Genomic DNA, 10158 nt, shown 5'->3' with positions numbered 1-10158 from the left:
CGGCGTCTTCGCAGCCGGCCTGACGCAGCACCACGGGATAGGAGCCGGGGCCGACCACGGTGCGGATGTCGAGGCGGGTATGCAGTTCGCGCAACCGTTCGCCGTCGGTGTCCACCACCGTGATGTCATTCTCCTCGCGGGCCAGATGCTCGGCCAGCGTACCGCCGACCTGGCCGGCGCCCAGGATGATGATCTTCATATGCTGTCAGGCCCGTCCAAACGACTCTGCGACGCCGTTATGGCGCCGCAGCATCCGTGGCTAGCATAAACCAGCCGAAGGTGATGTAACAGGTGCGTATCGCGACTGGCGTCAGTCGAGGGTGAAGCCCACCTTGACGGTTACCTGCCAGTGGCCGATGCGGCCATTCTCGATATGTCCCCGGGTATCGGTCACTTCGAACCAGCGCATGCCGTGCAGGCTGTGCGAGGCCTTCTCCAGGGCGCGTTGGACGGCATCCTCGATGCCCTTCTCGGAGGAACCGGTCAGTTCGATATGTTTGTAGACGTGATCGCTCATGGGTGCTCCTTGCTCATGTGATCGATGACAGGGCAGCTCAGCCCTGCCGCTTCAGTCTGGCATAAAAAAAGCCATCGTGGCTGTCGGGCTCGGGCAGCAGTTGGCGACCGGCGCCAACCGGTGTGCCCCAGCTCATCTCTTCCGGAGTGGTGACGATGGCGTCGGGGGTGCGCTCGAGGAAGGCGCGGATCTGCTCGTCGTTCTCTTCGTGAAGCACCGAGCAGGTGGCATACAACAGCGAGCCACCGGGGCGCAGTAGCGGCCACAGATTGTCGAGCAGTCGTGTCTGCAGCTCGGCCAGCTTGGCGATGTCGGAAGGCCGCCGCAGGCGCTTGATGTCGGGGTGGCGGCGAATCACGCCGGTGCCGGAGCAGGGAGCGTCGAGCAGAATGGCATCGAAAGCGGTGCCGTCCCACCAGTCGCGTCCCGTGGCGTCGGCATGCACCAGCGTGGCCGAGAGTCCCAGGCGCTCGAGGGTATCCTCGACCCGCGCCAGACGCATGGCGTCGCTGTCGAGCGCCAACAGTTCGATGTCGAACAGTTCCAGCAGGTGCGCCGTCTTGCCGCCGGGGGCACAGCAGGCGTCCAGCACTCGTCCGCCGGGCCGTGGAGCCAGCGTTGGCCCGAGCAGTTCGGCGGCCAGCTGGGCGGCTTCGTCCTGCACGCTGACGTCGCCCTCGGCGAAGCCGGGCAGGGCCTGCACGTCACAGGGCTTGTCCAGTACCAGGCCATCGGGGGAGTGCGTGCACAGGCGCGAATCCATGCCGCTCTCGACCAGCCTGGCCAGGTAGGCCTCGCGATCCCCGCGGCGCCGGTTGATGCGCAGGGTCATCGGCCCGGGCTGGTTATTGGCGTCGGCAATGGCACGCCAGTCGTCGGGCCAGGCTTGACGCAGCGCCTTCAGCAGCCAGCGGGGATGCAGCATGGCCACCGCCGGGTCCTGATCGACCTCCGCCTGCAGCGCGGCGGATTCCCGCGTGAGTCGGCGCAGGCAACCGTTGAGTACTCGGGTGGCCCACTCCTTGCCCAACTGGCGAGCAGCGCCCGCCGTTTCGCCTACCGCGGCATGGGCGGGAATGCGCAGATAGAGCTGCTGATAGATGCCCAGCAGCAGCAGCGCCTGGACATCGGCATCGCGAGCCTTGAACGGTGACTTGAGCAGCTTGGCTGCAAGTGCTTCGAGGCGGGGCAGTGTCCGGCAAACGCCGTAGCACATCGCCTTGAACAGAGCGCGGTCGCGGGTCACGACTTGATGGTCGTCGAGCTCGTTGAGCGAGCCCTTGCCGGTAATGACGGGCACCAGGGCGCGGGCGGCACTGGCACGTACCGCCTGGCCGCCGTCCTGGACCGATTTTCCAGCACGGGTGGAGGGGGTGGAACGATGCATCAGACGCTCTCCTCGCGGGCATGGCCGAGAACCTGGCCGGGGCACAGCCGTTCGCTGCCGGCGTTGAGCAGATCGCGCGCGGCAAGCGGCTTGCCGCCTGGCAGCTGGGCCCGGGTCACACGCAGTACCTCGTCACCCTGTATGCCGCAGGCGATACGCAGCGCGTCGGCATCCGGAGAGAGCAGGGTGCCGGGAGCAGCCATTGCTTCGTCGTCGCGTCTATCGGCCGCTTCGGCCATCAGAAGCCGCAGCCGCTCATCGCCGCAGGCACACCAAGCCACCGGCCAGGGGTTGAAGGCGCGCACCTTGGCGGCAAGCTCCTCGGCCGGCCGGGTGAAGTCGAGTTCCGCCTCGGCCTTGGAGAGCTTGGCCGCATAGCTCATCCCTTCTTGCGGTTGAGGCGTGGCGGCAAGCCCCTCGCCTGCCAGGGCATCCAGCGCCGTGACGATCGCCTCGCCGCCCAACTGGGCCAAGGTATCGTGCAGCTCGCCGCCGGTGGTGGTCGCGGTGATGGGGGTGCGACGCGTAAGCAGCATGTCGCCGGTATCGAGTCCGGCGTCCATCTGCATGATGGTCACGCCGCTCTCGCTGTCGCCCGCCTCGATGGCACGCTGGATCGGCGCCGCTCCGCGCCAGCGCGGCAGCAGCGAGGCGTGTACGTTGAGGCAGCCCAGGTGGGGGATGTCGAGCACCGCCTGGGGCAGAATCAGCCCGTAGGCGACCACCACCATGATATCGGCCTGATGAGCGGCCAGCTCGGCCTGGACATCGGCGCTCTTCAATGTGGCGGGCTGCAGTACCGGCAGGTCATGTTCGAGAGCGAGCGACTTGACCGGGCTTGCCGTCAGCTTGCGGCCGCGTCCGGCCGGTCGGTCGGGCTGGGTGTAGACGGCGACGATCCGGTGCCGGCTCGCCAGCATGGCCGCCAGGCTGGCAGCGGCAAAATCGGGCGTGCCGGCGAAGATGACGCGCAGAGGTGGGGACATGTGTCGAGCCTTGCCAGTGTACGGATGCCCTCATCATAACGTGGGCGGCGCCAAACGACGAAGGCCAACGCGGTTGCGTTGGCCTTCATGGGGTACGAGAGAGGGTTTATCAGGCGGATTGCATCTGCTTGTGACGCTTCTGCATCTTCTTGAGCACCCGGTCGCGCTTCAGTGGCGAAAGATAGTCGACGAAAAGCACGCCTTCCAGGTGGTCGTACTCATGCTGGATACAGTGGGCCAGCAGGCCATCGGCCTCGAGCTCATAGGGCTTGCCTTCGCGATCCAGCGCCTTGAGATGAACCTTCAGCGCACGCGGCACCTCGGCATAGTATTCGGGAATCGACAGGCATCCCTCGGACATCAGCTCGCGTGCCTCGCCGATAGGCGTGTAGGTCGGATTGATCAGCACCAGGGGGCTGGAGCGCTGGTCGCTGACGTCCATCACGATCACGCGGCGGTGCACGTCCACTTGGGTGGCCGCAAGGCCGATGCCGGAAGCGTCGTACATGGTTTCGAGCATGTCATCGACAAGCCGGCGCACCTCGTCGTCAACCGCTTCGACCGGTGCTGCCTTGGTACGCAGCCGCTCGTCGGGAAATTCGAGGATAGTCAATTTGGCCATGGCGTTGTAACCACCGTTATGCTGTCATTCGGGAATTGCCCCTATTCTAGGGGCCAGCAGGCCAGGGTGAAACTGCTGGCGCGCATATCAATTCAATAGTATTGGACTATAACATGGCACGTCGGTTCCGGCGTGGCGTGGGCTTCGAGAGGGCTGGCGCGAAGGGCAGGTATGGGGGCAGGGGGAAGGGGAATGAACAGCAAGATCAAGCGGCGGCCAGGAGCGCCGCTGAAGAAGATGCTGGCCTGGGGTAGCGCCGTCGCGCTGCTGCTGGCGGCGACTCTGGTACAGGCGCAAAGCCTTAGCTGGGACCAGGGGCTGCGCAGCGATGCACCGGATCGCTACACGGTGGTGCGCGGCGACACCTTGTGGCACATCGCCGGACGTTTTCTGCGCCACCCCTGGCAATGGCCCGAGGTGTGGCAGGTCAACCCTCAGATTCGCAACCCGCACCTGATCTATCCTGGCGACGTGATCTATCTCTACGACTGCAATGGCCGCCCTTGCCTGGGGCTCGAGCGAGGTCAGGGCGCGGTGCGGCTGTCGCCCGAGGTGCGTCGCATCCCGGTGCGCGAGGCGATCGAGCCTATCCCCCTCGATACGGTCCGTCATTTTCTGCGCGATCATCGGGTCATCGACGACCCCGAGGCACTCGATGAACTGGCCTATGTCGTGGCAGGCGACGACCGGCGCATCATCAGCGGAGCCGGAGATCGTGTCTACGCCCGCGGCGAGTTGCAGCGCGGGAATCGCTACGGCATCTACCGACTCGGTGAGCGCTACCACGACGCAGTCACCGGCGAGCTGCTGGGTCTGGAGCTGATCGGCATCGGTCGAGCCCGTGCCGAGCGCAGCGAGGACGGTATCGCGGTCATGGAGTTGCTTTCCGCCAACCAGGAAGTTCGCAACGACGATATCGTGATGCCGCTGGAGGAGCGCGAGCTGACCAGCGAGTTCATGCCGCGAGCGCCGGATGCCGACGTCCAGGGCACCATCCTGGCGGTACCAGGTGGCGTACGCTTCATCGGTCGGCTGCAGGTGGTGGCGGTTGACCGAGGACGGCGCGATGGGCTCGAGACGGGCCATGTGCTCGAGGTCGAGCAGCAGGGCGAGCGGGTAGTCGACCCGCGTACCGGCGAGTCGCTGCGCTTGCCCGGCACCGATGCCGGCCTGATCATGATCTTTCGACCCTACGACAAGGTCAGCTATGGCCTGGTGATGCAGGCAAGCCGCACTCTCGAGGTTGGCGATCGTGTTCATAACCCCCGGCGTGGGGTGGGGGTGGCGCAGCGGTGAGCAGAGGAGAGCCCGCACCAGGCCTGCCGGAGTGGCTGGCATTGACCAAGCTGCCGGGCGTGGGCCCGGCGAAGTTGACCGAAATCGCCTCTGCCGCTCCGGCGTGGCCCGCCGGATGGCTGGCAAGGCTGCCGCGGCAGGCGGCCACCCTGCTGCGGCTATGGCTCGATCATCCGGACCGCAGCCCGCTGAGCCAGGCGGTCGAGGCCGATCTGGCCTGGCTTGCGGCCACCCCCCAGCGGCATCTGCTCTATCCGGGGCATGCCGCCTGGCCCGCACTGCTGGATCAGATCGGCGACCCGCCGCCGCTGCTTTGGGCCTTGGGCGATCTGGCTGCACTCGAGCCACCCGGGATTGCCATTGTCGGCTCGCGCCGACCCACACGCGATGGGCTTTCCAACGCCGCTGCCTTTGGCCGGGAGCTGGCCAGCCGCGACTGGTGTGTGGTCAGCGGCATGGCACTTGGCGTCGATGGTGCCGCCCAGCAGGCCGCACTGGAGGCCGGCGGGCGCAGCGTGGCGGTGCTAGGCTGTGGCGTCGATGTCGTCTATCCGCCGCGCCATGCGCGGCTCTACCAGCAGCTGCTCGATCACGGCGGGCTGATCCTCTCCGAACACCCGCCCGGCACCCCGGCACGGCCTGGCTTCTTTCCGCGACGCAACCGCATCGTCACCGGTCTATCGCTGGGTGTGCTGGTGGTGGAGGCTACCGAGAAGAGCGGTTCCCTGGTCAGTGCACGGCTGGCCATGGAGCAGAACCGCGAGGTCTTTGCGCTGCCCGGTTCGATCAACAACCCTCAGGCAAGGGGCTGCCTGCAGCTGATTCGTCAGGGCGCGGTGCTGGTACGCCACGTCGATGACATGCTCGAGGAGCTCAGCCATTGGTCGGTCGCGGCGTCTCTGGTGGCACCCGCCGTTTCGCCCGCTGCACCCAAAAGCGAGGGTGCTGCCACGGTCGATCCGCTGCTGCGCTGGCTCAGCGATTCTCCCTCTCCCCTGGATGCACTGGTCAACCTCACGGGGCTTGCCGTACCCGATTGCCAGCGGCGTCTGCTGGAACTCGAGCTGGAGGGCCGCGTCGCTCAGGCTCCCGGCGGCTGGGTGCGCCTGCGTGAGAACGCCTGAGCGTGTTAGCATCCGAGGCCTTTTCGTATCGCTGCGGCCGCCTGCCGTGACCGGCGCCGCTCTGCAGGAGAATCGAGAACGTGGTAGATACACTTGATGCCGTCGTTGCCGCGTTGCGTGCCGGCGGTGTGATCGCCTATCCCACCGAAGGCGTGTGGGGACTGGGCTGCGATCCCGACAACGACGAGGCGGTGGCCCGCCTGCTGCGGCTGAAGGAGCGCGATCCGGCCAAGGGACTGATCCTGATTGCCGCCTCGATCGAACAGTTCGCGCCATGGCTGGTTGGTCTACCGCCGGAGCTGCATGCCCCCCTGGTCGCCAGTTGGCCGGGACCCAACACCTGGCTAGTGCCGGACAACGGGCGCACCCGCCCCCTGGTGCGTGGGGCCCACGAATGCGTCGCCCTGAGAGTCAGCGACCATTCGGGGGTCGTCGCGCTGTGCCAGGCCTTTGGCGGACCGCTCGTCTCGACTTCGGCCAACAAGGCCAGCGAACCCTCGGCCATGAGTGCCGCGCAAGTTCGCGAGATCTTCGGCGACGAACTCGACGCCATCGTCGAGGGGGAGCTGGGTGGGCTCGACCGGCCCAGCACCATCCGCGATTTACGCAGCGGCCGGGTGCTGAGAGCCTGAGGGCGGCGACCCGCGTCCACGGCCTGTCAGCAGCCTGGGCGCATACCCTCGAATGACATGAACCGGAAGCACAGGAAGACGACATGGCGCATGCCAATCTCGATACGGTGAAGAGCTACCTGCTCGACCTCCAGGACAGGCTCTGTTCCGGCCTGGCTGCCGAGGACGGTGGCGCCGGGTTTCGCGAGGAGAGCTGGCAGCGTGAGGCCGGCGGCGGCGGGCGCTCACGGGTGATCGAGAACGGTCGCGTGTTCGAGAAAGGCGGGGTCAATTTCTCGCACGTATACGGCGAACGGCTTCCGCCCTCGGCCACCGCGGCGCGGCCGCAGCTTGCCGGTCGCGGTTTTCATGCGGTGGGCGTCTCCTGGGTGTTGCATCCGCATAGCCCGCACATCCCCACCAGCCATGGCAACGTGCGCTTCTTCATCGCCGAGAAGGCGGGCGAGGCGCCGGTTTGGTGGTTCGGCGGTGGCTTCGATCTCACCCCCTATTACCCCGTGCACGAGGACGTGGTGCACTGGCACCGGGTAGCTCGCGATGCCTGCGAGCCCTTCGGCCCCGAGGTGTATCCGCGCTTCAAGGCGTGGTGCGACGACTACTTCTATCTCAAGCATCGCGAGGAGACCCGCGGGGTGGGCGGTTTGTTCTTCGACGACTTCAATGAGTGGGGCTTCGACAAGAGCTTCGCTTTCCAGCGCGCCGTGGGTGACGCCTTTCTCGATGCCTACCTGCCCATCGTGCAGCGTCGCCGCGACATGCCATGGAGCGAGCAGGAGCGCGACTTTCAGCTCTATCGCCGCGGCCGCTACGTGGAGTTCAACCTGGTGTGGGACCGCGGCACCCTGTTCGGGCTGCAGAGCGGCGGGCGCACCGAGTCGATCCTGATGTCGCTGCCGCCGCTGGCACGCTGGGAGTATGGCTGGGTACCCGAACCGGGGACGCCGGAAGCGCGGCTGTACGAGGAGTATCTGCTCCCCCGCGACTGGCTGGGAGAGGAGGAGTCTGGGCATGACTGACCGCTACTGCGTCTTCGGCAATCCGATCTCGCACTCGAAGTCGCCGATGATCCATGCCGCCTTCGCCGAACAGACCGGCGAGGCTATGGAGTACACCGCCATCGAAGCACCGCTGGACGACTTTGACGGCGCCTGGCAGGCGTTTACCGCCAAGGGTGGGCGGGGGGCGAACGTCACCGTGCCGTTCAAGGAGGAGGCGTTTCGGCTGTGCGATACCCTGAGCCGGCGCGCTCGGCGGGCCGGGGCGGTAAATACGCTGCTGCTGGGCAAGAACGGTCTCACTTATGGCGACACCACCGACGGGGTCGGTCTGGTACGTGACCTGCAGTACCACGAGGTGAGGTTGGGCGGTGCGCGCATACTTATCCTGGGGGCCGGCGGTGCGGTGCGCGGCATTCTCGAACCGCTTCTTGCGTTGCAGCCTTCAAGCGTCCATGTCGCCAACCGAACGGCAGCCAAGGCGCAGGCGCTGGCCGAGGATTTCGCCGACCTGGGCTCCATCGAAGGCGGCGGTTTCGACGCGGTAGCGGGGCCGTTCGACCTGGTGGTCAACGGTACCAGTGCCAGCCTCGCCGGCGACCTGCCGCCGTTGCCCGATGACCTGTTCGCCGAGGGCGCCACGGCCTACGACATGATGTACGGCGCCGAGCCCACCGTCTTCCTGCGCTGGGCCGAGAGCCTCGGTGCGCGTGGCATCGACGGCCTCGGCATGCTGGTGGAGCAGGCCGCGGAGTCGTTCTTCCTGTGGCGCAACAGGCGTCCGGAGACGGGGCCGGTGCGGGCAGCGCTCAGGGGGCAGCTGCTAGATAAGCGTTGAAGCATAGAGTTGACAGCTTCAACGCTGCTTCCTAGGGTTGTTTGGAGATATTCATGCCGGGTGGAGTATCTGGCATGAATAATAACTACAATCCGAGGAAAATTTAGTGAATAACAAGATCAGGGCCGGAGTGCCCGGCAAGGTAGTTACCGCAGCTGTGAGTCTGGGATTGATGGTGGCGAGCGGGCAGGCATTGGCCCAGCAGCGCGTCGCTTCCATCGACCTGATGACCACCACCGAATCCTACGATCCCATCCGCTACGAAGCCGCCTTCATCATCGCCGAGCGCTGGCGCGAGCTGGGCTTCGAGGTCAACGTTCAGCCCACCGAATTCAGTACCGCGCTGGAGCGTTTCTACGACCAGCAGGACTTCGATGCGACCATCCTGGGCTGGAGCGGGCGCACCGACCGTCTCGATCCGCAGTTCTTCCTCAGCACTCTCGATTCGCGCCAGTCCAACCCCGGCGGCAACAACCCGGGAGGTTACGAGAATCCGGAGTTCGACGCACTGTTCGACCAGCAGTCCCAGGCCTTCGACATGGACGAGCGCCAGCGCATCGTTCATCAGATGCAGGAGCTCTACAAGCCTGACGCACCGCTGGTGGTGCTGTTCCATCGCGACGAGGTGGTGGCCTTCAATCACGACGCCTTCGAAGGCATCAACCCCATGGCCGGCGAGGGGCTTTATAGCGAATGGGGCCCCATGGAAGCGCGGCCGGTGGGCGATCGTTCCACCTTGCGTATCGGCGGGCCCCAGGAGCCGGACAACCTCAACCCGCTGGCATCCACCTCGGTGTGGGGCTGGAAGTGGATGCGGCTCTACTACGACCGCCTGGTGCGTCTCTCCGCCGACGTGGAACCGCTACCCTGGGCCGCCGAGTCGGTGGACCAGGTGGACGACAACACCGTGGCCGTTACCCTGCGCGAGGGCATGACCTTCCATGACGGCGAGCCGCTCACCGCCGAGGACGTCGCCTTCACCTGGAACTACTATCTCGACCAGGACTATAGCTACTTCAATTCCTATCTGGATGCGCTGGAACGTGCCGAGCAGGTCGACGAGCGCACCGTGCACTTCCATCTGAGCGAACCCTCGGCCTCTTTCGCCAGCATTTCGCTGTCGCAGATCCCGATCCTGCCCAAGCACCTGTGGGAGGAGATCGAGGATGCCTCCACGCTAGCGCCCGGGCAGATCCCCACCACCGGTTCCGGGCCCTTCGTGCACGAGCGTTTCGACCGCGGCGAGTTCATGGCGCTGAGCAAGTTCGAGGACCACTTTCACGCCGATGAGATCGCCGTCGACGGCGTCGAGTTCATCATCTATGCCGACATGGAAGGGGTCTATACCGGCCTGCAGACCGGCCAGATCGACGTCACCGCCTGGCGTATGGAGCCCGGCCAGATCGGCCTGGCGGAGGGCGAGGATCACCTCACCGTGGTCAACGTGCCGGACTTCGGCTACTTCCACATGACTTACAACCTGCGTCGTGAGCCGTTCGACGACCGTGCCGTGCGCCGTGCCCTGACCATGGCCACCGATCGCGAGCGCATGGTCAACGTGCTGCTGGATGGTCGTGGCGAGGTGGGTTCCAGCGTGATCGCACCGGTCAACACCTTCTGGAACGATCCCTTCGTCGAGCGCTTCGACTTCGACATGGATGCCGCCCGAGCAGAGCTGGAAGAGGCCGGTTACTCCTGGGACGACGAAGGCCGCCTGGTCAGATAAGCCATTTCCGACCCCGTGCACGAAGCTACCTCTCA

11 protein-coding genes are annotated in these 10158 nt (G+C 65.8%); 6 read left to right on the top strand and 5 right to left on the bottom strand.

Going from position 1 to position 10158, the window contains the following annotated elements:
• The 5 genes from AC2VNO_RS11095 to def form a co-directional block, all read right to left on the bottom strand.
• A partial coding sequence (locus tag AC2VNO_RS11095; RefSeq protein ID WP_486933154.1) for an NAD-binding protein occupies positions 1-199 on the bottom strand: 199 nt, incomplete at its 3' end.
• Positions 200-310: 111 nt separating this feature from the next.
• The gene (locus tag AC2VNO_RS11090) at positions 311-517 is read right to left on the bottom strand and encodes a dodecin (RefSeq protein ID WP_228575230.1); all 207 of its coding nucleotides are present in this window, start codon (positions 515-517) and stop codon (positions 311-313) included.
• A 37-nt stretch (positions 518-554) separates the two neighbouring features.
• The gene (rsmB, locus tag AC2VNO_RS11085; protein WP_486934181.1) at positions 555-1904 is read right to left on the bottom strand and encodes a 16S rRNA (cytosine(967)-C(5))-methyltransferase RsmB; all 1350 of its coding nucleotides are present in this window, start codon (positions 1902-1904) and stop codon (positions 555-557) included.
• Positions 1904-2890: a methionyl-tRNA formyltransferase gene (fmt, locus tag AC2VNO_RS11080; protein WP_486934180.1), complete on the bottom strand. Its 987-nt coding sequence runs from the start codon at positions 2888-2890 to the stop codon at positions 1904-1906. Before fmt ends, rsmB begins: the two co-directional genes overlap by 1 nt.
• A gap of 109 nt (positions 2891-2999) precedes the next feature.
• Positions 3000-3512 (bottom strand): peptide deformylase, encoded by a 513-nt coding sequence (gene def, locus AC2VNO_RS11075; RefSeq protein WP_486934179.1) that lies wholly within the window; start codon positions 3510-3512, stop codon positions 3000-3002.
• A gap of 237 nt (positions 3513-3749) precedes the next feature.
• Between def and AC2VNO_RS11070 the strand changes: the two genes are divergently transcribed.
• The 6 genes from AC2VNO_RS11070 (at position 3750) to AC2VNO_RS11045 (ending at position 10123) form a co-directional block, all read left to right on the top strand.
• Positions 3750-4808 carry a LysM peptidoglycan-binding domain-containing protein gene (locus AC2VNO_RS11070; protein ID WP_486934183.1) on the top strand — a complete coding sequence of 353 codons (1059 nt, stop codon included), beginning with the start codon at positions 3750-3752 and terminating at the stop codon, positions 4806-4808.
• A complete protein-coding gene (gene dprA, locus AC2VNO_RS11065; protein WP_486934178.1) occupies positions 4805-5932 on the top strand; it encodes a DNA-processing protein DprA in 1128 nt (375 codons plus the stop codon). Before AC2VNO_RS11070 ends, dprA begins: the two co-directional genes overlap by 4 nt.
• An 80-nt stretch (positions 5933-6012) precedes the next feature.
• On the top strand, positions 6013-6564 hold the full coding sequence (gene tsaC, locus AC2VNO_RS11060) for an L-threonylcarbamoyladenylate synthase type 1 TsaC (RefSeq protein ID WP_486934177.1): 552 nt from the start codon (positions 6013-6015) through the stop codon (positions 6562-6564).
• An 83-nt stretch (positions 6565-6647) separates the two neighbouring features.
• Entirely contained in the window at positions 6648-7580 is a 933-nt protein-coding gene (hemF, locus tag AC2VNO_RS11055; protein ID WP_486934176.1) for an oxygen-dependent coproporphyrinogen oxidase, read from the top strand.
• On the top strand, positions 7573-8397 hold the full coding sequence (gene aroE, locus AC2VNO_RS11050; protein WP_486934175.1) for a shikimate dehydrogenase: 825 nt from the start codon (positions 7573-7575) through the stop codon (positions 8395-8397). Before hemF ends, aroE begins: the two co-directional genes overlap by 8 nt.
• Positions 8398-8503: 106 nt before the next feature.
• A complete protein-coding gene (locus AC2VNO_RS11045; protein WP_486934174.1) occupies positions 8504-10123 on the top strand; it encodes an ABC transporter substrate-binding protein in 1620 nt (539 codons plus the stop codon).
• Positions 10124-10158: the final 35 nt, after the last annotated feature.

This window comes from Halomonas sp. TH-94 (genome assembly GCF_057473365.1).
This window is presented reverse-complemented; position numbering and strand designations above follow the sequence as displayed.

Excerpts from the sequence above, each read along its gene's own strand:
- AC2VNO_RS11090 (WP_228575230.1), bottom strand. The coding sequence starts at position 517 with ATGAGCGATCACGTCTACAAACATATCGAACTGACCGGTTCCTCCGAG.
- rsmB (WP_486934181.1), bottom strand. The coding sequence starts at position 1,904 with ATGCATCGTTCCACCCCCTCCACCCGTGCTGGAAAATCGGTCCAGGAC.
- def (WP_486934179.1), bottom strand. The coding sequence starts at position 3,512 with ATGGCCAAATTGACTATCCTCGAATTTCCCGACGAGCGGCTGCGTACC.
- aroE (WP_486934175.1), top strand. The coding sequence starts at position 7,573 with ATGACTGACCGCTACTGCGTCTTCGGCAATCCGATCTCGCACTCGAAG.
- hemF (WP_486934176.1), top strand. The coding sequence starts at position 6,648 with ATGGCGCATGCCAATCTCGATACGGTGAAGAGCTACCTGCTCGACCTC.
- AC2VNO_RS11070 (WP_486934183.1), top strand. The coding sequence starts at position 3,750 with ATGCTGGCCTGGGGTAGCGCCGTCGCGCTGCTGCTGGCGGCGACTCTG.
- fmt (WP_486934180.1), bottom strand. The coding sequence starts at position 2,890 with ATGTCCCCACCTCTGCGCGTCATCTTCGCCGGCACGCCCGATTTTGCC.